The organism is Zhongshania aquatica (genome assembly GCF_027257955.1).
In the GTDB taxonomy this organism is placed as follows: Bacteria; Pseudomonadota; Gammaproteobacteria; order Pseudomonadales; family Spongiibacteraceae; genus Spongiibacter; species Spongiibacter aquatica.
This window is the reverse complement of sequence record NZ_JANZNQ010000004.1, coordinates 1-25,526: the sequence shown is the minus strand read 5'-3', so window position 1 is coordinate 25,526 and position 25,526 is coordinate 1. Positions and strand designations below refer to the sequence as shown.

Here is a 25,526-nt window from a genome sequence, read left to right as displayed (position 1 = left end):
ATAGCGCTTTAAAAGAACCCGCCTCTGGCGGGTTTTTTTATACTTGTAGCAAACCCTTTCTCAAGAGATGATGTAAGGAGGACCACCACACCGGAGCCACCATGCACCGCATACTCTTAGCCAGTTTTTTGTTTGCGATATGCGCCCACGCAGCAAATGGCGAGATCTATCGATATACCGATAAAAACGGACACACCGTTTATTCGGACAAAGCACCGAAAAGTGGAAACCCCATTATTTTACCCACCATCAACACTACGCCAGCAGTGGAAGTCACCGAACCCCAACGCAAAGCCAGCAATACAGACCAAGATAAAAACAGTATTCAAATCACCAGTCCCAGGGATGGCAGCATTATTCCGAATGGCCTAGTAGCAACCACCATTACCATCAGCACTGATCATCCTCTGCGCGACGGCCAACAAGTACGCATTCGAGTAGACGACCGTATCGTTAGTACATCAACATCGACATCGACATCGTTTTCGATCCCACAAATCCAACGTGGCCCACATCAGATTAGCGCCCACATTATCGACCGCGACGGTAAAAGCCTCAGCAAAAGTAGCATCAACGTCACCGTTTACCGCCCATCAAATTAATCTCACCGACATCTGTTTTAAGTATTTATTTGCACCATATATGTGCATACTGCAAATTGAAGTCGATTTTCGCCCCAAAAAGCGACCCCGCGTCGCAGCATAGGCTAGCCCCATATCAGGGCCTTTTAACGTTGCAACCATTGAAAATTGTTGTTCCACCTATAAAATCATTCAGCTTTCGCTTGGCCTAAAAATTGCTTGAAGGCAAAGCATAACAAACCTACTGGCCATGCTATGCCCCCGCACAATATCTACCACCAAATACTCGACAACTTGAAAACAGCGATCCTGTTAGTCGAGCCGAATCTGACCGTCAGCTATATTAATCCGGCGGCAGAGTCACTTTTGGCGGTGTCGGATCAACGCATACACGGCGAGGCAATCACTAAACTTTTTCACGAGCAGGAAGACACTCTAGTTAAGCTTCTCGACGCGATCAATAATTGCGAGGCCTACACCAAGCGAGAGACCGTTTTAACACTTCGCTCAGGCACCGAAATCACCGTTGACTACGCTGTCACTCCGGTCACGGAAAATCGCCGCACGTCACTCATTATCGAGCTGCAGCCCTTAGACAGACTAATCCGCATCAGTCGAGAGGAAGGTTTATTGTCCTCCCAGCAAAACAGCCAAGCACTGATTCGCGGGATCGCCCACGAGGTCAAAAATCCGCTCGGAGGGCTACGCGGCGCAGCTCAGCTCCTAGCGCGTGAACTTAACGACCCCAAGCTGCATGACTACACAAACATCATCATTGAAGAAGCGGATCGTCTGCGCAATTTAGTCGATACCATGCTCGGCCCGCATCGCGCGCCCGAAAAACAAAACACCAATATTCACGAAGTACTAGAGCGTGTGCGCCAGCTTGTTGAGGCGGAAAGCGATGGCGACATTCGCATCATTCGCGATTACGACCCGAGCATTCCAGACATTCTTGGCGACCGAGAACAATTGATACAAGCCTTCCTGAATGTTATTCGCAATGCCCAGCAGGCGCTACGCCAAGATTCATTCGGCGACCGCGACCCCACTATCATTATCCGCACTCGCACGATACGCCAACTCACCATTGGCGCACACCGTCATCGCCTCGTTTGCAGCATAGATATCATCGACAACGGGCCAGGCATACCTGCCGACCTTCGCGCCTCGATATTTTTACCTATGGTTAGCGGGCGCGCCGACGGTACCGGACTTGGACTGTCTATTGCACAGTCAATACTCAATCAACATAACGGACTTATAGAATGTAGTAGCGAACCCGGGAATACCGCGTTCTCGCTGCACATTCCACTGGAGCACGCCTAATGAGCCAAGCCAACTCCGTCTGGATAGCCGACGACGACCGATCGATACGCTGGGTACTAGAAAAAGCCCTCACCCAAGCTGGCATTGTTACCCGCTGTTTTGAAAATGGTGATGAGCTACTCGGGCAACTTGAAGGTGAAGTTCCGGACGCAATCATCAGCGACATCCGTATGCCCGGAATCGATGGTTTAAAATTGCTCTCCAGAATTACCGCCGCACACCCCGGCTTACCAGTCATAATCACTACCGCACACTCGGACTTAGACAGCGCTGTCGCCTCTTATCAAGGTGGTGCATTTGAATATTTACCCAAACCTTTTGACGTTGACGAAGCGGTTGCAACAACCCAGCGCGCCCTTCAACACGCCAATAAAAATCGTAATTTATTGCCCGAGCAGCCGCCGCTAGAAACCACGGAAATCATTGGTGAAGCACCCGCAATGCAAGAGGTGTTTCGCGCTATCGGCCGATTGGCCCAGTCAAATATCACCGTACTAATTAACGGTGAATCAGGCACCGGTAAAGAGCTAGTTGCTCAGGCACTGCATCGCCACAGCCCCCGCGCCACAAAGCCCTTCATTGCCCTAAACATGGCAGCTATCCCTAAAGATCTCATGGAGTCCGAGTTATTTGGCCATGAAAAGGGCGCATTTACTGGCGCCAGCGCGCAGCGTCGCGGCCGCTTCGAACAGGCCAACGGCGGCACGCTATTTTTAGATGAAATCGGTGATATGCCCGCCGACACCCAAACACGATTATTACGCGTACTTGCCGATGGCGAGTTCTACCGCGTTGGTGGCCACACGCCAGTGAAAGTCGACGTTCGTATTATTGCCGCGACCCACCAGAATCTCGAAAAGCTGGTAAAAAACAACACATTCAGGGAAGACCTTTTCCACCGCATCAATGTTATTCGAATTCATCTGCCGCGACTGTCAGAACGCAGAGAAGATATTCCCAAACTCATGCAGCATTTCTTTACTCGTGCTGGCAATGAGCTAAATGTTGAACCTAAAAGACTACGCCCAGAAACAGAGGAATATCTCTGCCAAATGGAATGGCAAGGTAACGTACGGCAATTAGAGAACACCTGTCGCTGGTTGACCGTAATGGCTGCTGGTCGTGAGATACATATAGACGATTTGCCACCCGAATTACTAGAAAGACCACAGGGCGAAGCGGCACCCGCCTCCAACTGGCAAGATAATCTTAAACGCTGGGCAGACCAAGAATTAATACTTGGCCGAGATAAACTACTCGACCGCGCTGTGCCACAGTTTGAACGCATTATGATTGAGTCCGCACTGAAGCATACCCACGGACGCCGTCGCGATGCAGCCAATTTACTCGGCTGGGGGCGCAATACTCTGACCCGTAAAATTAAAGAGCTAGGCATGGGTGGTGATGATGACGATGATTGATGTTAAATAAGACAGACGCTTAATGTCGGACGTCTGACGCAAAACATAAAAGCCCAGCACTCGCGCTGGGCTTTTTTACATCCGACCTCAGATTCACGTCGCCTAGCTCGAACCCAGAAACCCCACCTGCCGCCACGCTTCATAACTTACCAGCGCCACGGTATTCGACAAATTCAAACTGCGGGACGTACCGATCATCGGGACTTTTAAGCAATGCTCAACTCCCAAATCATCGCGAATATTCTGCGGTAGGCCAGCGGTTTCAGAGCCAAATAACAGCACATCATCGGCTTTAAATTCGGCATCTGCGTAGTTGCGGCTACCCTTGGTAGTTAGAGCAAAGATACGCCGACCGGCCATTTCTTGCAGAAAACTTTCATAATTCGCATGCCGGCTCACCCGAGCTAAATCAGCGTAATCCAACCCTGCCCGGCGAAGTTTCTTTTCTTCGAGATCAAAACCCAGCGGTTCAATTAAATGCAGATGACAGCCATTATTCGCAACAAGACGAATAATATTACCGGTATTGGGCGCAATACGCGGCTCATGCAGGGCGATATGAAACATGAGGAAATTGGGCAACGCTAGACTTGATCAGCCCAGCGTCGCAAGCTCACTTAGTGAGTAGTTGGTTCAGCGGCCGCTTTTTGCTCTGCCTGCTGCTGCGCTTGACGATAAAGCGCCTCAAAATTAACCGGCTGCAGGGCAAGGGCAGGGAAACCACCTTTAACGACCAACGCATCAACCGCTTCGCGTAAATACGGGAATAGCATATTTGGACACGCTATACCCAAAAGCTGACGTAATTGTTCGCCCTCAATGCCCTCAGCAAGGAATAATCCGCCTTGGTGAATTTCCACCAAGAATGCGGTCTCATCATCTTCCAATTTGGCAGTGATGGTGACGGTGAGAATAACTTCAAAATTATTCTCAGCGACAGGGTTGCTGCGGGTATTCAAATCGACTTGTATTTTTGGTTTCCACGTCTTCGTGAAAATCAACGGTGCGCTAGGCGATTCAAACGACGCGTCTTTAACGTAAATACGCTGTAACGCAAATTTAGGCTGGGCGGGAGCTTGTGCTTCTTCTGACATTATTTTCTATTTCCTAATTCTGGGTATAAATAAACAATATGGGCGCCATCGTTAATTACAAGGCGAGCAATCCATCTAGTTGAGCACGTCGCTCAAGATCCATTAGCTCATCACAACCACCAACATGGGTTTCACCGACCCAGATTTGCGGCACGGTACGCTGACCGGTGCGAGCCAATAAATCACTGCGAAGATCATTGCGGCCATCGACCGGAATCTCTTCAAATGTCACGCCCTTGCTACTAAGCAACTGCTTAGCGCGGACGCAATAGGGGCAGAATCGCGTGGTGTAAATTGTTACTTTCGCCATCTTCACTTCTCCCCGTTACACTAGTACCAACTGTAAGTCGGCTGATTACTTTTTTACCAATGGCATTTGCATGGCCTGCCACTCAGAAATGCCGCCTTTCAAGCGGTGAACCTGAGTATAGCCTTTGGCGCCGAACTTCTTGCCCGCCGCACTTGCGTGCTGCCCGAGCTTGCACACTAATACAACTGGCTTGTCTTTGTCGGCAATACCGTCAATTTCTTTATCTAGCTTTGCAAACGGCACATTCACTGAATCTAAAATATGACCCTTGCTGTACTCAGCCTTATCGCGAAGGTCGATGACCACCGCGCTCTCCTGATTCAGTAAGCTTACCATCTGCTGAGGCGTGATGGATTTACCAGCACGCTTAGACTCATGAAAGCTCAATAACAGCAAGCAAGAGATCAATGCCGATATAAGTATCCACTGCTCAGCAACAAAGGGGATTAATTTTTCCATGAAAACTCTCTTTATACGTCGCGGTGAACACAATTCGCGAAAAAAGCGAGAGTATACACTGCCACTGTGCAATTCTCACCCTTCACCGCATAGCCTCATTGTGCCGAAAAAGTTACAATAGCGAGCTCATTCCAGCCGATTTAAAGTGGTTCTATTATGGCCGACACGCAAACCAAAAAGCCCGTTGTATTAATCATACTTGACGGCTTTGGCTACCGCGAAGACCCCAAAGACAATGCTATTCTCCAGGCAAATACGCCCAACTGGGACGCCCTGTGGAAAAAGTCACCGCACACACTTATTTCTGGATCGGGTCTCGATGTCGGACTGCCTGACGGTCAAATGGGGAATTCTGAAGTCGGCCACATGAGCCTTGGCGCTGGACGCGTTGTTTATCAAAGCATTACTCGCATCGACAAAGACATTGCTGACGGTGATTTTTTTACCAACCCAACGTACACAGGCGCGGTTGATAAAGCCGTTTCTGCGGGCAAAGCAGTACACATTCTCGGCTTGCTCTCGCCTGGTGGCGTCCACAGCCACGAAAACCACATTCTCGCCATGATAGAACTCGCCGCCAAGCGCGGCGCCGAGCAAATTTATGTGCACGCATTTTTAGATGGTCGCGACACACCACCGCGCAGTGCGCAGCATTCTTTAGAAAAATTAGATCAGAAATTCGCCGAACTCGGGAAGGGACGCATCGCATCGCTCATCGGCCGCTATTACGCCATGGACCGAGACAACCGCTGGGATCGCGTCGAAAAAGCCTACAATCTGCTCACCCAATCTAGCGCAGAATACAGTTATAGCTCCGCCACAGAAGCACTTGCAGCCGCTTACGCGAGAGATGAAAACGACGAATTTGTAAACGCGTCAGTGATCAAGGCCGAAGGTCAACTCGACGGCAATATCAAAGACGGTGACAGTGTCATCTTCATGAACTTCCGCGCCGACCGCGCAAGGGAAATCACCCGCGCCTTTGTAGATCAGGACTTTGATGGCTTTAAACGTGGCGCCATCCCCGCCTTAGCGGAATTTGTCATGACCACCGAGTATGCCGACACTATTAAAGCCGCCGTCGCCTACCCACCAGAAAAAATGCACAACAGCTTAGGTGAAGTGCTAGAGAAATCCGGCAAAACCCAGCTTCGCATTGCCGAAACAGAAAAGTACGCCCACGTGACATTCTTCTTTAGCGGCGGACGCGAAGCCCTTTATAAGGGTGAAGACAGAGAGCTCATCCCCTCTCCTGATGTCGCCACCTACGACTTAAAACCAGAAATGAGCGCACCCGAAGTAACCGATAAATTAGTGGCCGCCATCCGCAGCGGAAAGTACGACGCCATTATTTGCAACTACGCCAACGGCGACATGGTTGGCCACACAGGTATACTTTCCGCCGCAGTCAAAGCCGTTGAAGCCTTGGACGCTTGCATAAAACGCGTCACCGATGCGGTTATTGAAATGAACGGTCATTGCCTAATCACCGCAGACCACGGCAATTGCGAACAAATGGTCGACTACGACGCCGGTCAAGCCCACACCCAACATACAACCGAACTAGTGCCGCTGGTTTACGTGGGCGGCCAACAGGGCGTACTACAAGCCAATGGCGGGAGACTCGCCGACATCGCCCCCACTATGTTGGCACTAATGGCTATCGACCAACCCGCTGAAATGACCGGCGTTAATTTGCTGCGCGAAGCCTAAGGCGATTATTCACGTGCTGCTGCGCGCCGCCATTCTTCGCAAATCACTTTTTGCCTTGTTATTGATAGGCGCTGCAACGCTGGCTGTCGCAGACAATGGCAACACCCAGCGCCAGCTCGATACCCTAAACGAAAAGATAAGCTCGCTAAAAAAATCAATTAGCAAACAGCAAACCGATCGCAGTAATACCGCTAAAGCACTGCGCACTATCGAAAAAGACATCGGCACACTGGCGGCAAAACTTCACCACACCAGCAATAGACGTGACCAACAGCAGCGTAAGCTGGCCGAATTGGAAACGCGTCAGGGGCAGCTCCGTCAGAAGCAACAGAGCCAGAAAAAGCTGATTGCCGAGCATGTTCGCCACGCCTACACTCTCGGCAAAGAAAGCCAATTAAAAATGCTGCTGAATCAGGAGAATCCCGAAAAACTCAGCCGAACACTGACCTACTTTTACTACTTTAACCGCGCCCGCAGCGAAGAACTCATCAAGTACCGGGACACACTATCAGAACTGGATTCGCTCAAACCAGCCATTGAAGCCGAAGCTCAAGCTCTGGCCCAGACGAGCTCAGAGTTGCAACGCCAGCAACAGGCATTGCTGCAACAAAAACAACAGCGCGCCAGGGCGCTAGCCGGAATAGATCGGGAAATAGTCAACACAAACAGCTCGCTCAACATGCTCGACAAGGAACGTAAAAGCCTAGAAAGCGTCTTACAAGCGGTCGAGCGTGAAATTACCAATATCGCCATTCCAGCTAGTTATAAACCATTTAAAGACATGCGCGGAAAAATGCCCTGGCCGGTAAGAGGTAAACCCCTCAATCGTTATGGGGCGTCTCGCCAAGGCAGCGCCGTGACATGGCAGGGCATTCAAATAGCGGCGAAAGAAGGCGATGCGGTTATGTCGATACACAATGGCCGCGTGGTATTTGCCGATTGGCTGCGCGGCGCGGGCTTACTAATTATTGTCGATCACGGCGGCGGTTATCTTAGCCTATATGCACACAACCAAAGCCTGCTGCGCACTGAAGGCGACTGGGTAAAGGGTGGCGAAGCGGTGGCAACTGTAGGAAATAGCGGTGGCCAACGCCAAGCTGGGTTATATTTTGAGATTCGCTACAAAGGCCAACCCACAGATCCACGGCGCTGGTGCCAGTAAGGGCGAAGTAATCGCCGATAAAGCAAGATACAATAAACCTCGATTTAAGTCGTCCAGGAACTGAATACATGCCACACATGCTACGCCACACACTTACTGCTCTTATGGTCGTGCTCCTGGCCGCCCCCATAGGCGCGATCGCCGAAAATGACACCGCCGATACCGCAGACTCCGACGCTGCACCACTGGGCCAACTGCCCTTACAATCATTGCGGAATTTCGCCGACGTTTTTAATCAGATTCGTCTTAGCTATGTAGAAGAAGTAGACGATAAGACCCTGCTTGAAAATGCGATACGCGGGATGCTCAGCGGACTAGACCCACACTCGGATTACCTCGACGCCAGCTCCTTTGAAGATCTGCAAAATCACACTACCGGTGAATTCGGCGGCCTAGGCATCGAAGTCGGCATGGAAAATGGCTTTATAAAAGTTGTTACGCCCATTGATGATACCCCAGCTGCGCGCGCGGGCATCCAAACCGGCGACCTGATTATCCAAATCGACAATAAGCCTATAAAAGGTATGTCGTTGCAGGAGTCGGTAACACTAATGCGCGGCCCCGCCGGCAGCAAAATTGTACTCACCATTTTACGCAGCGGTATTAGCGCGCCCTTTGAGGTAAAACTAAAACGCGATGTGATTACCGTCGCGAGTGTCCGCAGTGAAACCTTGCAACCCGGTTATGGCTATATTCGTATCTCACAATTCCAGAGTCGCACCGGCCAGGACTTAAAAAAGGAATTGGCAAAGCTGAAAGCTGGCCGCGATCCACTCGAAGGTCTGATCTTAGACCTGCGCAATAACCCTGGCGGATTGCTACAGGCATCAGTGCAGGTGGTCGATGAATTTATCGACGATGGCCTAATTGTCTACACTGAAGGCCGCCTGCCTAACGCCTACAGCCGGTTTATGGCCAGCGCAAGAAATCCAGCAGACAGTACACCTATGGTTGTGCTGATTAACGGCGGCTCTGCATCCGCGTCTGAAATCGTGGCTGGCGCTCTGCAAGATCATCGTCGCGCTGTGATCATGGGCACCACTAGCTTTGGTAAAGGCTCGGTACAAACGGTATTGCCGCTATCAGAAGACAGCGCTATTAAATTAACCACCGCGCGTTATTTCACGCCTAGTGGCCGCTCAATTCAGGCACAGGGCATCACCCCTGACATCATAGTAGAACGCGCCCGTATTGAAGCGTTAACCGCCAATGGCCTAGAGATTACCGAAGCGGATCTTGCCGGTCATTTAGGCCGAGGAGACGGAAAGGAAAGCGACAGCTCTAGCCGCAAAGCTGAGAAAGGTGAGCGCAAAGACCTAGCTGCGGACGACAACCAACTCTACGAGGCGCTGAATCTTCTCAAGGGTTTAAATATCATGTCTGCACCCAAAACAGCCTTATTAGACAAAAAAAGCGAAACAGGAACGCAATAAGGCGTAGCCAATACACAAGCATAAAAAAAGCGAGCCAAGGCCCGCTTTTTTTATGCTTTCTTTTACCACATCACAAACGGACTTCTATTCCTCGCGCCGCCATGTAGGCTTTAGCCTCTGGCACCGTGTACTCCCCAAAATGAAAAATACTTGCCGCCAATACCGCATCCGCCAAGCCTTCTTGAATACCTGCCACCATGTGATCCAGATTACCCACGCCACCAGAGGCGATAACCGGAACCGGCACGGCTTCAGATATAGCGCGGGTCAATGCCAAGTCGTAACCTGCCTTGGTGCCGTCTCCATCCATACTGGTCAGTAGCACTTCGCCAGCGCCGTTGGCGACCATTTTAATCGCCCACTCCACCGCATTGATGCCGGTTGGTTTGCGCCCGCCGTGGGTGAAAATTTCCCAGCGCGGCCGACCATCGGCTTCATCGGCAACACGTTTGGCATCTATCGCAATAACAATACACTGGGAGCCAAAACGATCCGCTGCCTCTTTAACAAAGTCTGGCCGGTGAATCGCCGCCGAATTAATACCAACTTTATCCGCGCCAGCATTGAGCATAGTGCGAATATCTTTAATCTCGCGAATACCACCGCCCACCGTGAGTGGAATAAACACCTCGGCGGCAATCTGCTCAACGGTGTGAACCGTAGTTTCACGGCCTTCGTGGGTCGCGGTAATGTCGAGAAAGGTGATTTCGTCAGCGCCCTGTTCGTTGTAGCGCTTGGCCACTTCTACAGGATCACCAGCATCGCGAATCCCTACAAAATTAACGCCTTTTACAACGCGCCCCTTGTCTACATCTAGACAGGGAATAATGCGTTTAGCCAGAGCCATATTGGTTTCTCGTCCTGTCCGCTTTTAGCGATTGTCGTCGCAGTAACGCTGCGCTTCGGCTAAATCGAGTTCGCCTTCGTAAATCGCGCGACCGGTAATGGCACCTAATATGCCCGCCTCAGCAACCGCGTTTAGCGCCCGAATATCATCCATATTGGTCACGCCACCAGAGGCAATAACAGGCAGACCAGAGGCCTTGGCCATGGCCACAGTGGCGTCAACATTAACGCCCTGCATCATGCCGTCGCGGCTAATGTCGGTGTAGACAATGGAGCTAACGCCATCTTGCTCAAAACGCTTGGCTAATTCCGTCGCCAATAATGTCGACACTTCTGCCCACCCGTCGGTGGCAACCAAACCGTCTTTAGCGTCTAAGCCAACAATGACGGAGCCGGGAAATGCCTTACACGCCTCGGCAACAAACTTCGGCTCTTTTACTGCCTTGGTGCCAATAATCACGTAGTTAACACCCGCATCTAAATACTGCTCAATGGTATCTAAAGAGCGAATGCCGCCGCCTATTTGGATCGGCAGATCTGGGTAAGCTTTAGCGATGGCCGTTACCGCTTCACCATTCACCGGCTTGCCCTCAAAAGCGCCATTAAGATCAACCAAATGCAGACGACGACCGCCCGCGGCAACCCAGCGCGCGGCCATTTCCACGGGGTCATTACCGTATACCGTAGAGTCGCCCATTTCGCCTTGACGCAGGCGCACGCATTGGCCGTCTTTTAAATCTATTGCGGGGATAATCAACATAATAAAAACCTAAAAATAAATTCTGACAACGAGATCAATCTGTTACCGGAAAGAAGCTCGCCACGGGGCGATCCCAATTCAAGAAATTACGCAGCAGGCGCAGGCCAGCTTCACCGCTTTTTTCTGGGTGAAACTGCACAGCAAACACGTTTTCACAGGCAAGCGCTGCGTGAACCTGTACGCCATAATCGGCGGTGCCAGCCACAAAGTCAGGCGCATCTACGTAGTAGCTATGCACAAAGTAAAAGCGGCTATGATTGGCGATGCCGGCCCACAGCGGATGCTCAATAGTTTGGGCAACGTTATTCCAGCCCATATGCGGCACCTTAAGGCGTGTACCCGCGCTGTCATGCAAATCGTTACCAAAAAACTTAACCGCACCGGGCAGAATATCTAAACACTCTACACCGCCGTTTTCCTCGCTACTTTCCAGTAGCGCCTGCATGCCAAGACAGATTCCGAGCATTGGCTTTTGCGCTGCCACCTCTTGAATCACTTCATCAAGGCCACGGGCTTTTAGTTCAGCCATGCAGTCGCGAATCGCACCAACACCGGGGAAGATAACGCGATCGGCGCCGAGAATAGTCTCTGGGCAGTCGGTGACAATCACCTTAACGCCGTCACCCACTTTTTCGAGAGCGCTGGCTACCGAATGCAAATTACCCATGCCGTAATCAACGACGGCAACGGAAGAAGAACTCATACCGATAAACCCTAGAGACTGCCCTTGGTAGAAGGCGTAATTCCCGCCATACGCTCGTCGGCCTGCAAAGCCATGCGCAAGGCGCGACCAAATGCTTTAAACACCGTTTCCGCTTGGTGATGGGTGTTTTTACCGCGCAGATTATCAATGTGCAGCGTTACTTTGGCGTGGTTTACAAATCCGTGGAAAAACTCAGAGAACAAGTCCACATCGAATCCGCCAACGCTACCTCGGGTATAAGGCACGTGATATTCCAAGCCAGCGCGGCCAGAGAAATCGATCACCACCCTCGACAAAGCCTCGTCCAGCGGCACGTAAGCGTGACCGTAGCGAGTAATACCTTTCTTATCACCCACGGCTTCAGCAAAAGCTTGGCCCAAGGTAATACCAATATCTTCTACGGTGTGATGCGCATCAATGTGAAGATCACCTTTGGCGTTGACCACCAAATCAATCAGGCCGTGACGTGCGATCTGATCCATCATATGATCTAGGAACGGAACCCCAGTTTCAAAATGAGACGTGCCCGTGCCATCCAGATTCACTGTCACGGTAATTTGGGTTTCTAGGGTGTTACGGCTGATCGTAGCTTTGCGCTCGTTCATCGACGCCTCATCGGTTATTTGCTTACAATAGCGTATTATAAAAAATCCCGACCCGTATTACACCAAGCAGAAACGTACTAAATGCCTGTATATGCAGAAATAATCACACAACCCGATCCTCAGGATGCGGCTGACCTCGAAATACTGTACCCCAACGATAGTGTAAAACTACTGGCGTCCGCCGTGTCAGGTAAGCTAATTATCTACGGTGGCCGCTTTAATGGTCGAATTCTCTCGGCCTTCACGCTCACCCCCATATACGGTGGCGACTACCAAATAGCGCGCTTATCCGTTCGCGAGGTAACACGTCGCAGGGGCGTGGCGAGGCAGCTCATCATTCAAGCGATGAAGCAACTACCCGATGACCTGAAATCTATTTCCGCCGATCTGCGCAAAGCGCCAGAGCTAGTCAATCTATTCTCAGAACTGGGTTTTAACGCCAATAACAGCCTCTGGTGTTGGCAGCGCAATACTTAATGACATCGAGTAATAAGCCTATCTTCAGCCAACAGTTGCTGGCCTGGTTCGACGTTGCCGGTCGCAAAGATCTGCCGTGGCAACAAGACATCACGCCGTATCGGGTGTGGGTGTCTGAAATTATGCTTCAGCAAACCCAAGTCACCACCGTTATCGACTATTACCTGCGCTTTATGGCGCGCTTCCCGACCGTAAAAAGTCTCGCCGATGCGCCAAGTGATGACGTGCTAGCTCTGTGGACAGGCCTGGGTTACTACGCCCGCGCCAGAAACTTACACAAGGCGGCAAAAATGGTCTGCGACGAATTCGGTGGCGAATTCCCCCACGACCACGAACTATTGCAGCAACTTCCCGGCGTTGGCCGCTCCACCGCTGCAGCCATATACTCCATCGCCTGCAGTGGCCGCGCGCCAATACTCGACGGGAATGTAAAGCGAGTGCTCACACGCTACGCCGCCATAAATGGCTGGCCCGGTCAAAAACAAGTCGAAAGCCAATTATGGGATTTAGCAGAAGAACTCACCCCTGAAAAGCGAGTCGCCGACTACACCCAAGCCATCATGGATCTCGGTGCCACCCTCTGCACCCGCAGCAACCCCGACTGCCCTAGCTGCCCAGTACAAAGTAACTGCCAGAGCTTCGCAAACAACACCCAAACCAACTACCCCAGCAAAAAGCCGAAGAAACAAATACCGACTAGACAAGTTCACATGCTGATTATTGAAAATAATCGCGGCGAAATATTACTAGAGCAGCGCCCCGACAGCGGGATATGGGGTGGCCTGTGGAGCTTTCCTGAGGCAGCAAATGCCGACGAACTCGATCACTATATAGACAAAAACCTCAGCGCTGGCAGCACCAAACAACACTGGCCGGTCATGCGCCACACCTTCAGCCATTTCCATCTAGACATCACTCCTGTGCACGTACGGCTGAACACCGAAGCAAACGTCGTCATGGAAGCCAAGCCACAGCTTTGGTATAAGGGACATCCTGAACAACAAGTCGGCCTCGCAGCGCCAGTTAAAAAACTGCTCGACGCCGTATTCAGCTCAGATTTATTAAGAGAAACTCCACTATGACCCGCACCGTATTCTGCAAGAAATTCCAGCAAGAACTCGACGGCCTAGACAAGCCGCCCTACCCAGGCCCCAAAGGCCAAGACATCTTCGAGAACGTCTCCAAAAAAGCCTGGGAAGAATGGCACGCCCACCAAACCATGCTCATCAATGAAAAGCACCTGAGCATGATGGACCCCGCCTCACGGAAATTCCTACAGGCGGAGATGGAAAAGTTTCTATCCGGCGAAGACTATGAAAAAGCTGAAGGCTACGTCCCCCCCAGCGAATAAGTCTTCAATCTCAGGGGCTTGACTCGTTGTTTCGGAACAGGTTTAATACGCGCCTTCTGAGAGGCAGCCAAAGCCCTCATACTAGGCCCAGATAGCTCAGTCGGTAGAGCAGAGGATTGAAAATCCTCGTGTCGGCGGTTCGATTCCGTCTCTGGGCACCATTACAATACTGCTCTTCACTTTCTCCCAAACCGCTTTCATGCTGTCACTTTTTGCACCTGCTGCGCGTTGATCTGCAATTACAACAATCGGCTCGATTTCCAGTAATTCCGCCACTTTCAGACATTGCTCGTCATTTAAGCTTAAGCATGTCCCGATCTTGTGATGGCTTACCGCTGATCGCGTAATTCCTATCAAATTTGCCGCTGAATTGTCGCTCGGCAATTTCTTAAACTCTTTAACTTTTACTATCCATTCGTAACTTTTCATAGCTTTTGCCTACTTAGCGTGTCTGTCACCTGTTGAATCATGATTGACATCGCGAAAATTATCAATGTACAGTCCGCCTCAACGTTGAAGCGCACTATACAGGCTCTGGCATGATAAATAAAAAACGGTTCCTTGATCTCTGGTTTTTCGGCTTCTGCCCTCTCGCGGTCTATTTCGCGCCCGTATCGCCCGTCTCGCCTTATGTCATTACGGTAATCATTACTTTTTGTCTTTTGTGGATGGTTCTTCGCTTAGCTGACTTCGTTGAAAAAACTCCTTCTCCTGTCCTGACGGACAATTCTTCTACTGAATTTATTAAGAGACCGTACTCATGGCGTGTGATAAATGCGGGGACGCAATCGCAATCGATACACCTATTGGCCACTTCTGTGGTGACTGTTTTCATGAGGCTCTTGAATCGTTGCCGCGTGATTTGGGTCAAGCCGTTGTTACGGCGGTTTCGTTATTTGTCCACGTTTCCAAGGAAGTAGAGAAATATACTCTCGGCTTGCCTTATGACGCTGATTCTATTCAATTGGTGGTTTTAACTGATGGATAAAAACCCCGCGTTTTTCAATTCTGCCGGTTACTCTAGTTCGCATATTCGTAATGCGCATCTTCTCTATTCCAATCCTCAAAAGCCGACGAAAATAAATGAAAATTTTATTTTTGCTGATGGCGTTTCATTGGCTGATGTAAAGCGTGATCAGCACTGGTGTAAGGCGCTCAGCGAAGCTGAGCGCAATAGGCTAGTCAAGGCAACCAAATGTCCGACACGACAATTTCAGAAAAATATCCAACACTCTGAGCCGGTTTTTTCAGACTCGTTAGAGTCTGCCCCTCGTCGTGATGTTCACTACGGTGGCTTTAAGCGTTCGCACACTCCAGAGGGCGAAAGGGCTGCTTATGCGGTTTTTCAATTCCGTGAGTGGTCGAATGAATATCGTATTCGTTCGCGTGTTGAAACTACTGTTGGTTCTGTACCTCCAGACAATTACGGGCCGCGCATTACCTCTTTGCTCTCTGACCGTGGTGTCAGAAAAATATGTGATTCTGCGTGTTACGTTGCGAAAAAACACGGTGGGTTTAGGACGTTTTTCACCCTGACGTTTTCTCCTGAGGCTCGGTACGCAATGGCCCTAGGTGAAACTTCAATTCAAAAAGAAGTCTCCCGTTTTATGGATGGTTTGCAAAAAATGTGGTCTAGGGGTTGGAAAGCTCAATTCGTTGTTAATGGGCGTCGTATCGCTTGCGTTAGACAAAACGGCTCTGTTCTTGGTGAGTCGGGTTCAGATCAACAATTGCGTTATCTGTGGGTGGCTGAATGTCCAGATGGTAAAGACGGCACACCTAATCCGCATGTACACGTTTTGATTAATTGGCGTGTTAAATATTCTTTGTTTCCGTCGTGGGCTAAGCGTATTGAATCGCTTTGGGGTCAGGGCATGGCCCATATTGAAAAGCTCCGTGATTCTGATGCTGCTGCCGCGTATATGATGAAAGCCGCCGGTTATCTTTGTAAAGCTCAGGGTAAATCTGATCAAGGTTCTATTCGCGGTAACCGTTACGGTATATCCGCCGGCGCTCGTGCTCCCGACTGGGAAACAATCGAAGAGAGTCAACTTCATATTATGGGCGCTCTAATTGCTGATGTTGCTGATCATCTGACTCATAAATATGGTGATCTTTATAACAAGCGCAAGGCTTTAAAAAATAGTTTAGAAACGGTTGATGCTGTAACAATGCGTGACCTTCGTCGCTACGTTGGAAAGCAACTAGAAAAGACGAGGGATTTAATTAATGAAATTCCTGTTGTTGCAACTCGCTATCAAATTATTTTCAAAAATAAAGATTCATTTTATGAATTTATGAACTGGGCTAGGTCGCCCGGGCATTGGCACGCTGACGTCTGTGATTTCTTACCTGAAAAGCCATCCGGTGAAGCGTATCGGGCGGGTGATCGTCCTGACTCTCAATTTTACGCTGAGTTCAAAAAACAACATTATTGGCGGCGTGCACTACGTAATCAGCCGAAACATTTATCTGATAGGGAATATCAGCAAACCCACAGCTATTTTGATTCCGAAACTGGTAGTCGCGTTGACTACTATTCAATGTACGCCCAACTAGCGGCGGTTAAGAGAGGTGATAACCATGCAACAGAAATTAACTATTTTGGGTACAGCTCGTAGACAAGGCATCGGTAGACAATCCGGTAATCCTTACGACATGGGCACTTTACACACTATGCAACCTGCGCGCGGTCGTGATGCGAATAACATTGCTGCCGGGTATAAATCCGTTGAGATGGGGTGTCCTCCTGAATTGGCTATGTCTCTCGTTTCGGAAAAATTCCCTGTTGAAGTGATGGCGCAAGTCGAGCTTCGTGATGATGGGAAGCTTGAGGTTGTTTCGTTTGAGCGTTCCTCTGCTGTTAATTCGCAAGCGCAAAAGTAGGTTGAATTAATGGCTACGTATACCGCTGTTTGTATCGAAGGAACCTTCGTTCAGTCTTCCACTCTGGGCGGACAACAAATCCGCTGTACTGGCACGTTAGAAAATCGCGAATATGCATCTTCATATGTTCAAGATTTATCAGCGAATGAGGTGCAGGATTTAACAGGCGCGGTATTAGTTTTTTTTACGGTGTGCGCGGTGGTTCGCTTTGTCGTTCGCTTCGTTGCAGAATCTAGCCCCTCTCGGGGTGGTTGATAGTAATGACTGCCTATCACCTTAATTAGTTTTCGCGGTCGTCATTTTAAAGAGGTGGTTTTTATGCCATTAGCAAAAGTAGCCCATTTCGAAGGGCTTAAAAAAATCGGAAAAAATGTCGGTCGTTTGACCGTCGTTGGTGGTGGTATGTTGGCTGCGAATGCTTCACACGCTGCTCTTGATACTACTGATGCAGTTGCTGCGATTACTGACGCTGGTACTGCGATCACTGCTGTTGGCGTTGCTATCTTAGCGCTTGCCGGTCTGACTCTGGCTATCCGCTGGACTAAAGCGCAATTCTTCTAAGGTTGAATTGTTCTTTTGCCGCGTCTTCGGGCGCGGTTTTTCCTTTCCAATTTAAGGGGTTCTGCGTGTGTCGTTATCGTTCCTTACTCTTTGTGTCATTTGCGCTGGGTTCTATATCGCGCTTTCGTAAAATTATATATATTTTTTTAGTTTCATTTTCCGCTAATTCCCTAGCTGGATATAAGGTTTCTCAAGTCGGTTATGAGACTGATTGTTATACGACACAACAACAAGCGTGTTTAGCGATTGATCATCAGACATACTCTGGTAACTGGACTAATCCTAATGGTCCTTGTCGTTTAAAGAATAAGTCTAGTGGCCAGGTTCTATCTTATCCGCTTGTAGCTATTTCCACGTGTACTGTAGTTTGTGACATTGCTACGGCTCAATCTGCTGTGGACGCTGCTAATGCAGAAAGTGGTGGCCCTGAGACTTTTGGCCCTTTTGCAAAACCTGCTAGCGGTACAGGTCTCCACGTCAGCGTTGGGTATCAGACAGAAAACTATTGTTTAAACGGCTGTCAAGCCACGCGGCTTACTACTCAGGATGTTTCGGAAGATGCTTATTCTTACGCTATTAGTCTTTCTGAATCCCTATACGTTCAGAACGCTAGTTGTGGCGGTTCTAGTGGAATCCCCCCCTACCAAAATCAACAATCTATAAATGATTATTATATTCCTCCAACTGCTGTTCGTGATGTTCCGCCAATTCGTGATCCAAATTCGCCGCCGCCGAACTATCCCCCGACCGCTCCTCCGCCACCTGATCAACCGCCACCGCCTCCTATTGACGATGATCCACCGCCACCGCCTCCGCCTCAAGAGTGTTTAGGCGCTGGTTGTGAGCCTCCTCCGGTAGAGCCTCCGACTGGGCCACCGCCAGAAGTGCCTCCATTTCAGGAAATCATTACTGAACCTTGGGCTTGTCAGTTCATTGACTGTCATCCGCCGCCTAAAGCTACTCCGCCTGACACAGCCGTTCCTACGTCTGAAAGTGGAGGTTTGCCTGAGCCTGAGCCTTCCGGCGGTTGTCCCTCTGGTACATCATGGGGATCAAAAAACGGTGTGAATGGTTGTTATGGGCAACCCTCAAACGGTGGTCAGTGTGGGCAGGGTCAATATTGGGGTGAGGTTGATGGTAAAGAAGGCTGTTACGGTGCGACTGTTTGTAAAGATGGTCAGGTTTACGGCTCGATCGGTGACTCTGATCCTAAGTGTTATGACTTAGGGTCTTGCTATGTTAAAGGCGATTGTAATCAAGAGTGTGATCCTGAAACTGAAACTTGTGATTCGTTAAAAGGTCAATTTTCTAAAGATTGCAAAGTAACTCCTGAGTGTGGTGATGCTGATGCTATAGAGTGCGCCATACTTCGGCAGTCGTGGGTTACGTCATGCGATGCCGTTAAAACTGCTGGCGATATCTCCGATTGCAATACGCAATTCAAATGCGAAAACGATCCCGTGCAATGTGCAATTGCCAAAATGCATCGAGATAACATCTGTGCGCTCACTCAAGAAAAAGTGACTTCTGATATGGAAACTGCATTTCAGAATCTTGGGTTTTCAAAAGTAGAAGATTTTACTGATGATGATATTTTTACTGAGCGTGATGGTAACGCCATCGTTGGCGATTTTCTTAATGCTGACTCTCGGTCTGGTTCTTGCCCTCCCGATTTAGTGATACCCATCATGGGTAATCAGATAGCTGTTCCGATGACAATAATTTGTCAGTACGGTGGCTACGTTCGCGTTTTTATTCTGATATCTGCATCTTTTCTCGGTTTAATGATGTTTTATCGTTCGTTTGTTAATAGTTAAAAGCGAGCGCGAGTGGTAGTAGCTGGCTACACCACCGCGCCGCTTAACATTGGAGTTATTAATTATGCCTGCGCCTCTTGTTGGAGCTGTGATTGCTGGTGTTGTCACTACCGCCGCTGCTTATACCGTCCCTTGGCTTATTAAAGTTGCGTTGTTTACTTTGGGCCTTGGTGTTGTGTCGATGGTTGGCCTAGATTTAGCGTTTGATTATGGAATCAATACGGTTTTGCAATATTACAATGGTCTACCCTCTACGATTTTGTTATGGGCTGATTATATAGGGGTTTTTGACGCTCTAAGCATCTTGTTTAGTGCGATGAATGCGTCACTCGCTATTAAGTTTTTGTGCGGTGCGACTTCTGCTGGCCGAAAGGTTAAAAAATTAGACTTCGTTTGTGATTAGGTGATTCATGATTTATTTATTTACTGGCACACCGGGCGCATCCAAAACACTTAATGCGATTAAGTTTGTAAATGAAGATGACACGTTTGCTATTTTTGAAGAGGGTGTGAAAACTGATAAACGGCGACCTGTTTACTATTTCAACATTCGTGACGTTAAACTTCCTTGGTCCGCCTTAACTCTTGAAGAGGCTATGAAGTGGTTTGACTTACCTTTTGGTTCTGTAATTATATTTGATGAGGCTTATGATGTTTTTCCGCAACGTTTACGCGGTGAGGCTCCAGAGCAAGTTAAAAAATTAGCTACTCACCGCCATAATGGTTATGACATTGTTATCATCACGCAAAAAGTCGGAGGGCAGATAGATAGTTTTGTGCGCGGCCTTATTGAGCTTCATTATCATTTTGATCGCCGTTTCGGTACTCAACTAGTCACTAGATATCAATTCCAGAAATGTTGTGAAAATGTCAATGATTATCACGCCAGAAAAGCAGCGCAAGCTAAACAGATTACAATAGATAAAAAATATTTCGGTTTATATCATTCGGCTGAAGTTCATACTGTAAAAGCTAACGTACCGTGGAAAAGGTTTTTACTTATTCCAGTGCTTTTAATTATTGCTGTCTTTCTCGTTTGGTATGGTGTGTCTACTGTTTTCGGTGGTGATCGTCTATCTGATGATACTGTTCAAACTACCTCTTCAAGTTCTAATAATAGTTTTTTCCCGAAAGCGTCTACTGCTGAAAAAATTACGTTTGAACAATATGTAGCTCAATACCAACCGAGAATCGAAGGTTTACCGCATACCGCGCCTGTTTATGATGATGTAACAAAGCCTAAAACTTATCCTAAGCTTGCGTGTATTATCTGGCGTCCCGATACTGAATACGAAACTTGCAAGTGCATTACCCAGCAAGGAACTACCACTAAGGTTCCTATCTCTACTTGTAAAAATTTAGCGAATAATGGTTATTTTGATCCCGCAAAACAAGATCCAGAAGAAATCGAAAGAGCTAATCAACGTGAAGAAATGCAATATAGGGTCGCTATGGAATCTGCCGCTAAAGCTGGGTTAAATCCGGTTGAGGAATTTGAAAAACATATTAATAAATATGTTATCGGCACTCGTCGTCCTTATGATCATTTTTTTAACGGTACGGGTGTTGAGCGTACTGCTCCTTCCTCTGCCGTCAATGCTGGTGGGAGCGTTGCAAATAACAATTATTCCTCAGCTGAGCCGTCTTATTCTCAAGGATTTTAAATGCAGTGTTTATGCTTAAGGTCGGTGTATTTCCGTTTTCCGTCTCTTAATTGTTCGATAGTCCAACTTCCTGTTCGGCGTTTGATTTCTTTTTTTATCCATTCGAGCTGTGCTGTTACCGTTTTGCATTGTTCACTTTGATAGTTGCGTTGCTGTGCTGGACGGGGTTTAGGGTTGTTGAATATCGGCTTTCTTTGGACTTTCTCGGGTTGAGTTATCAGGAGTGGCGGCAGGTCTTTACGTTCTATTGTGTGGACATTTTGTGTGTTAGTTGGTTCGCTATCGCTATAAACGGTTACACCGTTTGCGTCGGTATATTTATAGACTGTACTCGCGGCTACTGGTGTAGAAATTAATACCAGCGCTATCAATCCTTTGACCATATCCTTTTCCCTTTAAGATCTTGGCTGGAAATACTACCTCATTTTTTTGTCGTCGTGTATATCTCGTAAATGCCCGCGTAAAGTAACTGAATGGCTTTATCTTTCGGTTACTTTCCGTGGGTGCTTGCGGCCAGCATTCCCATATTGTTATTTACATATTATTCTTTTGGAATTTTTAAGGTTAGGGTGTGGAAAGTAAAACATGGAATGACGCTGTTGATCGCTGGGTTTTGACTACTAGCCATAAGCGTGATCATTCAAAGGATTTGATTAAGCTTAGGTGGTTAAATAGGTATTTATCCGGTGTACCGCTTACGGATATCAGTTTAGATATTATCTTTACGATAGGTCATGACAAGAAATTAGAAACGTCTCCGTCTACTGCGAACCGATATCTTGCGTTGCTAAGGGCTATTTTAAGAGCTGCAAGGGATTATTGGGGGTGGATTGATCATGCACCGAAGGTAAAGCTATTCAGAGAGCCAGAGCCTCGCGTTAGATGGCTTAAAAGAGCTGAGGCGGCACGATTAATAAAAGAGCTCCCGCCGCATTTATCGAAGATGGCTGCATTTACGCTTTCAACCGGTCTTAGACAGCACAATGTAAGTTACTTACGTTGGTCACAAATAGATCTTGATCGTGAATTAGCTATTATTCCAGCATCAGAATCTAAGAATAATCGACCTATAACAGTTCCGTTAAACTCTGATGCTATGAATATCTTGAATTCGGTCGCCAATGAACATCATGAATATTGTTTTGTTTACAATCGAGCGCCAGTTGATCGCACATCAACTAAGGCATGGGCCGCTGCTAAGAAAAGATCAAATATTGATAATTTTAGATGGCATGACCTTAGGCACACATGGGCGTCTTGGCATGTTCAGAATGGGACATCACTTCAGGAGTTACAGCTTTTAGGGGGATGGAAGACGTTTGAAATGGTGCTTAGGTATGCGCATTTAAGTGGTGATCATTTGGTCCAGGCTGCAAAGAGAATTGAAACAGGAGACCAACTGCCTTTGTTATAACAGCATTAACAAAATTTAATGTTCTCGCTTTGAAAATTGAAAATCCTCGTGTCGGCGGTTCGATTCCGTCTCTGGGCACCATTCGACTACCTAATATTCCTATACTTTTAAAAATCCCAGCATAATTGCGATGTGGCCATGCCGCCGTTTTGGACCAATTCTGGACAAATGCGCGCCGCTCACACGCGAACTATGCTCCACCCCCTCCCACTGCCTTCTCGAAACCTACCAACGGGAGAGACAGGCCTTGAAATGTTTTACGCCTTAAAAACGAGCATAAAAATGCCAGATTTTTGAGTGATCGACAGCTCCGGCTGAGGGAGAAATTTTATCTAAGAAATAATTACAAAATACCCGATGCCGTCATTCACCTCGGAAGTCACAAAAATCCCTATCAGATACTCATAGAGGTGCAGGAGTCACCAATGTCGTCATTTAAAATAGAGCTTATGCTATCTCTATATGCAGGAGCTATCCGACAGAACGAGATTCTCGGATTGATTTTCGCAAGCACAAAGAAGCATATTCTTGACCACGCGAGACGAGTGATTAACCGCGGCATCAGGCACTTCAATTTTGTAGAAGGCCGCTGGCATCCGATTAGCACAGCAACTCGACCTAGCCCCTTTCGTTAGATATGGTAGGAAACTCTATAAAGCTGTTCGATTTGGGTCATTACTCGAATTTTTATTATCGGCACTTATACCGATAAACAAGGATTCATTTCGGCGTCAAAACGAGCGCACCAAACACTCATGTTTTGCAAAGGTTTGCATGTGCGAATATTGCCGCCGAAGTGATAGGGCCAAGGCCCGTCTAGGCCAGTGAATGGAGGCTGGCTCAGCAGAATTAGCGAAAATTTCACTAGCTCCAAGTGAGCACAAAAAATGGAGTTGTCGCCTGCCGAGCCACGCCTATTCTAACCCGCAATTCTTTGTCGCATTTATCAAAGTGACAGTAGTGAAAAATCACTACGCCGCGCGCGTCACCATTTCGTCCATTGCCTCCTCGACCACACGCCAAAGCAGGTACGAAATTGCCATCGTGTAGATAACTAAAGCAATCAGGTCATCATCATGCGGCTGTAACCCATATAACTCTGCCATTCCCATATCGCAATCTTCGTCAACAATTTCTAAGACTTCCAAGAGGAGGTTGAATTTAGCAGCCAATTTTGGGTTTGAATTTAGCGGAAAAGTGCTATTGGAAAGCCTTACCTTTTCGCGCTGGATCTTCGACATCGTCTCCCTCAGCATAGGAGATACTTCTTCGTACTCTTTCTTGTACCTTGTAAGCCACCCATCTTCTGACCAACCCTTTTTCCACACGTCTCTCCATTGCTGCATCCCAATCCTCTTTTGCAGCTGATAAATGACCCACCTAAACGCCCGCGCCTCTGAAATTAGTTCTTGCTGTTTTGGCTTCCCAAAAGTGGCTTCAAAATCGCTGTAAGTTTTATCTGCTATTTGAAGCAACTTGGCATACTCAACATCATCTAGCTGATTTATGCCATCACGAACAATAGAGAAGGCATTGCGCCCCACTCCCCGGTAACCATTCTTTTCCTTACCGTGAGCAACTAGCATCTCCACGCCATTACCCAGTACATGTCTCAATGGGCGCGGATCTACCCCGCCCTTCTCGGGCTCATCTAGGGCACCAATTTCTGACGACCAATCGATCCACAGCCGTCTAGACAGCCGAACAAGCGAGCTCGTGTACTCATTTACAGAAATCAGTTCCTCGGAAAGGAGCGCCACCGCGGCCGAGTGGTGGTCGGCTAAGGCCGCCTTCTCGGCAAGCCTTTTTGCCTCTCGCCCGACACGTAAAGATCCGAAAGCTGCAACAGCAGCAGCGACTGATGCGACCGCAGCCAATGCCGACGGCAAAAACTCGATTATGGAAATGGACTCCATTCCAAGAATATCTCCTACTGGGTAATGTAACTCCTATGTTCCGTATCCGGACATAAGCGGACAAATACAATCTATAAATACTGAAGTACGCCAAGCGCTCCGGATACAGATGAACAAACTTCACATGAATATTTCCGATCATATCCGGTAATATTCTGAGTAACCAAATGAGCTAACCTTTTCTCGGTAAAAAACGCATCACAGTATGGAAGCGCTGACGCAGCGTGTCTAATGTCATGAAGATCGTTATCCTGGTATTTTTGACCTTTGTCCCACCGGATTGCCGCATGTAATCCTGATATTACATCGAATGTTGGGAAGTAGTCCTTTGCCTTATTCAGCCTGAATAAATTGTAAATGGCATTGCGCAGACCTTTTCCTGAATCGGAATCTTTCCTTTCATCCTCAGACAAGGCCTTTCCGTATTCAGCTTCATACATATCTTCCAGGCACTTAGCGACAACATCCCCATACCCCTCTAATGCCCCGGCGAGCTCACTAAGAAACATCTGCTTAAACGAGCTATTCTCATTTTCGTGACTAAACTTACCCTCATTGAGCTTTTCGGACAGTCGAGGCATATTCAGTTCGGAAAGCCCACCATTTTCATTTATTGTTTTGACAATATCAGATAAAGATATGACCCACATTTGGTCGATGAATGCCTTCTGGATTACTTTATTTATTTCTGGGTCAATGTTTTCATTTGAGGGAGTAAGAAAACCCATATTGTATGCCAGCTTTGTCCAAACCATCTCCCGACAGTCATGGACGCTTTTTCCTAAACTAGAATACAGAAAATATTTTATTTCTAATTCCAGCCTTTCCTCAAAATTGATCAGAGAAACACCACAAGAAAGTCGATCAATCAACGTCACAGTTTGGTGCAGCGTCTCCGGGTCGGATTGCTTAATGACTTCGAGGAAAACATCTTGGCTAATGGGAAATATAAGCCGACTTTCTTCTACCAGACTCACAATTTCTTCGTAAAACTCTTTTTCTAAAGCGCTCTTAGAGCGCCCTA

Annotated in this window: 29 protein-coding genes and 1 tRNA gene; 19 read left to right on the top strand and 11 right to left on the bottom strand. The window is 48.1% G+C overall.

Going from position 1 to position 25,526, the window contains the following annotated elements:
* The first annotated feature begins 101 nt into the window (after positions 1-101).
* The 3 genes from O9X78_RS04875 (at position 102) to ntrC (ending at position 3,331) form a co-directional block, all read left to right on the top strand.
* Complete coding sequence (locus O9X78_RS04875) at positions 102-602, top strand: DUF4124 domain-containing protein (RefSeq protein WP_269618495.1); 501 nt, start codon at positions 102-104, stop codon at positions 600-602.
* Positions 603-836: 234 nt separating this feature from the next.
* The gene (gene glnL, locus O9X78_RS04870) at positions 837-1,910 is read left to right on the top strand and encodes a nitrogen regulation protein NR(II) (RefSeq protein WP_269618494.1); all 1,074 of its coding nucleotides are present in this window, start codon (positions 837-839) and stop codon (positions 1,908-1,910) included.
* Positions 1,910-3,331, top strand: a complete 1,422-nt coding sequence (gene ntrC, locus O9X78_RS04865; protein ID WP_269618493.1) for a nitrogen regulation protein NR(I) — start codon at positions 1,910-1,912, stop codon at positions 3,329-3,331. Before glnL ends, ntrC begins: the two co-directional genes overlap by 1 nt.
* 102 nt (positions 3,332-3,433) lie before the next feature.
* Here the strand turns inward: ntrC and O9X78_RS04860 are convergent, their stop codons facing one another.
* The 4 genes from O9X78_RS04860 to O9X78_RS04845 are packed head-to-tail and all read right to left on the bottom strand — an operon-like array spanning position 3,434 to position 5,194.
* A complete protein-coding gene (locus tag O9X78_RS04860; protein WP_269618734.1) occupies positions 3,434-3,898 on the bottom strand; it encodes a tRNA (cytidine(34)-2'-O)-methyltransferase in 465 nt (154 codons plus the stop codon).
* 50 nt (positions 3,899-3,948) lie between these two features.
* On the bottom strand, positions 3,949-4,425 hold the full coding sequence (secB, locus tag O9X78_RS04855) for a protein-export chaperone SecB (RefSeq protein ID WP_269618492.1): 477 nt from the start codon (positions 4,423-4,425) through the stop codon (positions 3,949-3,951).
* Positions 4,426-4,480: 55 nt separating this feature from the next.
* Complete coding sequence (gene grxC / locus O9X78_RS04850; protein ID WP_269618491.1) at positions 4,481-4,735, bottom strand: glutaredoxin 3; 255 nt, start codon at positions 4,733-4,735, stop codon at positions 4,481-4,483.
* Positions 4,736-4,780: 45 nt separating this feature from the next.
* A complete protein-coding gene (locus O9X78_RS04845; protein ID WP_269618490.1) occupies positions 4,781-5,194 on the bottom strand; it encodes a rhodanese-like domain-containing protein in 414 nt (137 codons plus the stop codon).
* 156 nt (positions 5,195-5,350) lie between these two features.
* On the opposite strand from O9X78_RS04845, the gene gpmM reads away from it, so the two are divergent.
* The 3 genes from gpmM (at position 5,351) to O9X78_RS04830 (ending at position 9,502) form a co-directional block, all read left to right on the top strand.
* Positions 5,351-6,907 (top strand): 2,3-bisphosphoglycerate-independent phosphoglycerate mutase, encoded by a 1,557-nt coding sequence (gene gpmM, locus O9X78_RS04840; RefSeq protein ID WP_269618489.1) that lies wholly within the window; start codon positions 5,351-5,353, stop codon positions 6,905-6,907.
* 13 nt (positions 6,908-6,920) lie between these two features.
* On the top strand, positions 6,921-8,069 hold the full coding sequence (locus O9X78_RS04835) for a murein hydrolase activator EnvC family protein (protein ID WP_269618488.1): 1,149 nt from the start codon (positions 6,921-6,923) through the stop codon (positions 8,067-8,069).
* Between the two features lie 68 nt (positions 8,070-8,137).
* Positions 8,138-9,502, top strand: a complete 1,365-nt coding sequence (locus tag O9X78_RS04830) for a S41 family peptidase (RefSeq protein WP_269618487.1) — start codon at positions 8,138-8,140, stop codon at positions 9,500-9,502.
* Positions 9,503-9,572: 70 nt separating this feature from the next.
* On the opposite strand, the gene hisF is transcribed toward O9X78_RS04830, so the two are convergent.
* The 4 genes from hisF to hisB are packed head-to-tail and all read right to left on the bottom strand — an operon-like array spanning position 9,573 to position 12,416.
* On the bottom strand, positions 9,573-10,349 hold the full coding sequence (hisF, locus tag O9X78_RS04825; RefSeq protein ID WP_269618486.1) for an imidazole glycerol phosphate synthase subunit HisF: 777 nt from the start codon (positions 10,347-10,349) through the stop codon (positions 9,573-9,575).
* Positions 10,350-10,373: 24 nt separating this feature from the next.
* Positions 10,374-11,108 carry a 1-(5-phosphoribosyl)-5-[(5-phosphoribosylamino)methylideneamino]imidazole-4-carboxamide isomerase gene (hisA, locus tag O9X78_RS04820; protein ID WP_269618485.1) on the bottom strand — a complete coding sequence of 245 codons (735 nt, stop codon included), beginning with the start codon at positions 11,106-11,108 and terminating at the stop codon, positions 10,374-10,376.
* 34 nt (positions 11,109-11,142) lie between these two features.
* Positions 11,143-11,811 carry an imidazole glycerol phosphate synthase subunit HisH gene (gene hisH, locus O9X78_RS04815; protein ID WP_269618484.1) on the bottom strand — a complete coding sequence of 223 codons (669 nt, stop codon included), beginning with the start codon at positions 11,809-11,811 and terminating at the stop codon, positions 11,143-11,145.
* Positions 11,812-11,822: 11 nt separating this feature from the next.
* A complete protein-coding gene (gene hisB, locus O9X78_RS04810) occupies positions 11,823-12,416 on the bottom strand; it encodes an imidazoleglycerol-phosphate dehydratase HisB (RefSeq protein WP_269618483.1) in 594 nt (197 codons plus the stop codon).
* An 81-nt stretch (positions 12,417-12,497) separates the two neighbouring features.
* Between hisB and O9X78_RS04805 the strand changes: the two genes are divergently transcribed.
* The 12 genes from O9X78_RS04805 to O9X78_RS04750 all read left to right on the top strand — a co-directional run bounded on the left by O9X78_RS04805 (position 12,498) and on the right by O9X78_RS04750 (position 21,172).
* Complete coding sequence (locus tag O9X78_RS04805; RefSeq protein ID WP_269618482.1) at positions 12,498-12,893, top strand: acetyl-CoA sensor PanZ family protein; 396 nt, start codon at positions 12,498-12,500, stop codon at positions 12,891-12,893.
* Complete coding sequence (gene mutY, locus O9X78_RS04800; protein WP_269618481.1) at positions 12,893-13,975, top strand: A/G-specific adenine glycosylase; 1,083 nt, start codon at positions 12,893-12,895, stop codon at positions 13,973-13,975. Before O9X78_RS04805 ends, mutY begins: the two co-directional genes overlap by 1 nt.
* Positions 13,972-14,244 (top strand): oxidative damage protection protein, encoded by a 273-nt coding sequence (locus O9X78_RS04795; RefSeq protein ID WP_159240573.1) that lies wholly within the window; start codon positions 13,972-13,974, stop codon positions 14,242-14,244. Before mutY ends, O9X78_RS04795 begins: the two co-directional genes overlap by 4 nt.
* Positions 14,245-14,329: 85 nt before the next feature.
* Positions 14,330-14,405, top strand: a tRNA-Phe gene (locus tag O9X78_RS04790).
* Between the two features lie 599 nt (positions 14,406-15,004).
* Positions 15,005-15,232 (top strand): hypothetical protein, encoded by a 228-nt coding sequence (locus O9X78_RS04785; RefSeq protein WP_269618480.1) that lies wholly within the window; start codon positions 15,005-15,007, stop codon positions 15,230-15,232.
* Entirely contained in the window at positions 15,225-16,865 is a 1,641-nt protein-coding gene (locus tag O9X78_RS04780) for a rolling circle replication-associated protein (protein WP_269618479.1), read from the top strand. The genes O9X78_RS04785 and O9X78_RS04780 overlap by 8 nt, the downstream gene beginning before the upstream one ends.
* Positions 16,828-17,130 (top strand): hypothetical protein, encoded by a 303-nt coding sequence (locus O9X78_RS04775; protein ID WP_269618478.1) that lies wholly within the window; start codon positions 16,828-16,830, stop codon positions 17,128-17,130. Before O9X78_RS04780 ends, O9X78_RS04775 begins: the two co-directional genes overlap by 38 nt.
* 9 nt (positions 17,131-17,139) lie before the next feature.
* Positions 17,140-17,385 carry a hypothetical protein gene (locus O9X78_RS04770; RefSeq protein WP_269618477.1) on the top strand — a complete coding sequence of 82 codons (246 nt, stop codon included), beginning with the start codon at positions 17,140-17,142 and terminating at the stop codon, positions 17,383-17,385.
* Positions 17,386-17,448: 63 nt separating this feature from the next.
* Positions 17,449-17,691 (top strand): major capsid protein, encoded by a 243-nt coding sequence (locus O9X78_RS04765; protein ID WP_269618476.1) that lies wholly within the window; start codon positions 17,449-17,451, stop codon positions 17,689-17,691.
* Positions 17,692-17,756: 65 nt separating this feature from the next.
* Positions 17,757-19,508, top strand: coding sequence for a hypothetical protein (locus O9X78_RS04760; protein ID WP_269618475.1), 1,752 nt, complete (start codon positions 17,757-17,759; stop codon positions 19,506-19,508).
* A 49-nt stretch (positions 19,509-19,557) separates the two neighbouring features.
* Positions 19,558-19,911 (top strand): DUF2523 family protein, encoded by a 354-nt coding sequence (locus tag O9X78_RS04755; protein ID WP_269618474.1) that lies wholly within the window; start codon positions 19,558-19,560, stop codon positions 19,909-19,911.
* Positions 19,912-19,918: 7 nt separating this feature from the next.
* Positions 19,919-21,172, top strand: a complete 1,254-nt coding sequence (locus O9X78_RS04750) for a zonular occludens toxin domain-containing protein (protein ID WP_269618473.1) — start codon at positions 19,919-19,921, stop codon at positions 21,170-21,172.
* On the opposite strand, the gene O9X78_RS04745 is transcribed toward O9X78_RS04750, so the two are convergent.
* On the bottom strand, positions 21,169-21,555 hold the full coding sequence (locus O9X78_RS04745) for a DUF4124 domain-containing protein (RefSeq protein WP_269618472.1): 387 nt from the start codon (positions 21,553-21,555) through the stop codon (positions 21,169-21,171). The two genes, O9X78_RS04750 and O9X78_RS04745, sit on opposite strands and share 4 nt — an antisense overlap.
* 188 nt (positions 21,556-21,743) lie before the next feature.
* Here O9X78_RS04745 and O9X78_RS04740 point away from each other — a divergent pair, with 188 nt between their 5' ends.
* Positions 21,744-22,586, top strand: coding sequence for a tyrosine-type recombinase/integrase (locus O9X78_RS04740; protein ID WP_269618471.1), 843 nt, complete (start codon positions 21,744-21,746; stop codon positions 22,584-22,586).
* A 971-nt stretch (positions 22,587-23,557) separates the two neighbouring features.
* Here the strand turns inward: O9X78_RS04740 and O9X78_RS04735 are convergent.
* Positions 23,558-24,502 (bottom strand): hypothetical protein, encoded by a 945-nt coding sequence (locus tag O9X78_RS04735; protein WP_269618470.1) that lies wholly within the window; start codon positions 24,500-24,502, stop codon positions 23,558-23,560.
* Between the two features lie 71 nt (positions 24,503-24,573).
* On the bottom strand, positions 24,574-25,526 hold a 953-nt coding region (locus O9X78_RS04730; protein ID WP_269618469.1), incomplete at its 5' end, for a hypothetical protein.

What these genes read in the sequence shown, in the direction of transcription:
- grxC (WP_269618491.1), bottom strand. Translation starts at nt 4,735, where the DNA reads ATGGCGAAAGTAACAATTTACACCACGCGATTCTGCCCCTATTGCGTC.
- O9X78_RS04765 (WP_269618476.1), top strand. Translation starts at nt 17,449, where the DNA reads ATGCCATTAGCAAAAGTAGCCCATTTCGAAGGGCTTAAAAAAATCGGA.
- glnL (WP_269618494.1), top strand. Translation starts at nt 837, where the DNA reads ATGCCCCCGCACAATATCTACCACCAAATACTCGACAACTTGAAAACA.
- gpmM (WP_269618489.1), top strand. Translation starts at nt 5,351, where the DNA reads ATGGCCGACACGCAAACCAAAAAGCCCGTTGTATTAATCATACTTGAC.
- O9X78_RS04830 (WP_269618487.1), top strand. Translation starts at nt 8,138, where the DNA reads ATGCCACACATGCTACGCCACACACTTACTGCTCTTATGGTCGTGCTC.
- O9X78_RS04750 (WP_269618473.1), top strand. Translation starts at nt 19,919, where the DNA reads ATGATTTATTTATTTACTGGCACACCGGGCGCATCCAAAACACTTAAT.
- mutY (WP_269618481.1), top strand. Translation starts at nt 12,893, where the DNA reads ATGACATCGAGTAATAAGCCTATCTTCAGCCAACAGTTGCTGGCCTGG.
- O9X78_RS04860 (WP_269618734.1), bottom strand. Translation starts at nt 3,898, where the DNA reads ATGTTTCATATCGCCCTGCATGAGCCGCGTATTGCGCCCAATACCGGT.
- O9X78_RS04785 (WP_269618480.1), top strand. Translation starts at nt 15,005, where the DNA reads ATGGCGTGTGATAAATGCGGGGACGCAATCGCAATCGATACACCTATT.
- hisA (WP_269618485.1), bottom strand. Translation starts at nt 11,108, where the DNA reads ATGTTGATTATCCCCGCAATAGATTTAAAAGACGGCCAATGCGTGCGC.
- O9X78_RS04745 (WP_269618472.1), bottom strand. Translation starts at nt 21,555, where the DNA reads ATGGTCAAAGGATTGATAGCGCTGGTATTAATTTCTACACCAGTAGCC.
- O9X78_RS04780 (WP_269618479.1), top strand. Translation starts at nt 15,225, where the DNA reads ATGGATAAAAACCCCGCGTTTTTCAATTCTGCCGGTTACTCTAGTTCG.
- O9X78_RS04775 (WP_269618478.1), top strand. Translation starts at nt 16,828, where the DNA reads ATGCAACAGAAATTAACTATTTTGGGTACAGCTCGTAGACAAGGCATC.
- O9X78_RS04845 (WP_269618490.1), bottom strand. Translation starts at nt 5,194, where the DNA reads ATGGAAAAATTAATCCCCTTTGTTGCTGAGCAGTGGATACTTATATCG.
- O9X78_RS04875 (WP_269618495.1), top strand. Translation starts at nt 102, where the DNA reads ATGCACCGCATACTCTTAGCCAGTTTTTTGTTTGCGATATGCGCCCAC.
- hisH (WP_269618484.1), bottom strand. Translation starts at nt 11,811, where the DNA reads ATGAGTTCTTCTTCCGTTGCCGTCGTTGATTACGGCATGGGTAATTTG.
- O9X78_RS04735 (WP_269618470.1), bottom strand. Translation starts at nt 24,502, where the DNA reads ATGGAGTCCATTTCCATAATCGAGTTTTTGCCGTCGGCATTGGCTGCG.
- O9X78_RS04805 (WP_269618482.1), top strand. Translation starts at nt 12,498, where the DNA reads ATGCCTGTATATGCAGAAATAATCACACAACCCGATCCTCAGGATGCG.
- O9X78_RS04795 (WP_159240573.1), top strand. Translation starts at nt 13,972, where the DNA reads ATGACCCGCACCGTATTCTGCAAGAAATTCCAGCAAGAACTCGACGGC.
- secB (WP_269618492.1), bottom strand. Translation starts at nt 4,425, where the DNA reads ATGTCAGAAGAAGCACAAGCTCCCGCCCAGCCTAAATTTGCGTTACAG.
- hisF (WP_269618486.1), bottom strand. Translation starts at nt 10,349, where the DNA reads ATGGCTCTGGCTAAACGCATTATTCCCTGTCTAGATGTAGACAAGGGG.
- hisB (WP_269618483.1), bottom strand. Translation starts at nt 12,416, where the DNA reads ATGAACGAGCGCAAAGCTACGATCAGCCGTAACACCCTAGAAACCCAA.
- O9X78_RS04770 (WP_269618477.1), top strand. Translation starts at nt 17,140, where the DNA reads ATGGCTACGTATACCGCTGTTTGTATCGAAGGAACCTTCGTTCAGTCT.
- ntrC (WP_269618493.1), top strand. Translation starts at nt 1,910, where the DNA reads ATGAGCCAAGCCAACTCCGTCTGGATAGCCGACGACGACCGATCGATA.